Source organism: Streptomyces sp. GC420 (genome assembly GCF_009916105.1).
Taxonomy (GTDB): domain Bacteria; phylum Actinomycetota; class Actinomycetes; order Streptomycetales; family Streptomycetaceae; genus Streptomyces.
In genome coordinates this window covers 1-815 of sequence record NZ_JAAAXQ010000801.1, presented here as the reverse complement: position 1 = coordinate 815, position 815 = coordinate 1, and the positions used below count along the sequence as shown (strand labels likewise).

Genomic DNA, 815 nt, shown 5'->3' with positions numbered 1-815 from the left:
CCGGGGCGCGGGGAACGGGGACCGGGACGGGCGCGGTGACGCTGCGCCTCGGCCCCGGGAGCGTGGCGCGCTTCGGGCGGGGCTCCGCCGCCACCCCCGTGGAACTGCGGCTCGACGATCCCGCGGTCTCCCGGCTGGCCGGGGAGATCCGCGTCACCGACGACCACTGGCAGCTCAGCAACTACAGCACCACCCAGAGCTACCTCGTGGAGAACCCCGAAGGGGCGGGGGAGTACCTGAGGGTTCCGCCGCGCCGGGCCGGGGCGCCGATCCCCTTCGAGTTCGCGCGCGTCGTCCTGCCCACGCGGAGCGGGACCGTCAGCTTCCAGGTGTACGCGCCCGACCACGTGTACCTCGACCCGGACAGCATGGGCGGCCGCTGGGGCACCAGGACCCTCACCGCGTACTCGCTGGACGAGACCGCCACGTACTTCCTCGTGCTGGTCGCCCTGTGCGAGCCCCGGCTGCGCGACGAGTCGGCCGTCGCCGTGCCCACCACACCGCAGGTCGTCGAACGGCTCAGGGGCCACCCCGGGTGCGGACGGCTGACGACCCGCGCGGTCAGCTCGCACATCGACTACCTCGCCGGGGAGAAGCTGCGCATCGCCGTCCCCGCCAGGGCGCCGATGGACCCGGAGCCCGGCGGCGGGCCGCGCCGCAACGGCAAGCGCGAGGCCGTGGTCGGTCTCGCCCTCCGCTTCGGGCTGGTCCGCGAGGAGCACCTGGCGCTGCTGCCGTCCCGCACGAATCCGGGAGTACGGGGAAGGGCGGGTGCCCGGTGAGCGTCCCGCGCGGCTACCGGGTCGGTGACTGGG

General features: G+C 75.1%; 1 protein-coding gene. It reads left to right on the top strand.

Annotated elements, in window-relative coordinates; all coding sequences use genetic code 11:
- Positions 1-35 precede the first annotated feature (35 nt).
- The gene (locus GUY61_RS38700; protein ID WP_166634950.1) at positions 36-782 is read left to right on the top strand and encodes a serine/threonine protein kinase; all 747 of its coding nucleotides are present in this window, start codon (positions 36-38) and stop codon (positions 780-782) included.
- Positions 783-815 lie beyond the last annotated feature (33 nt).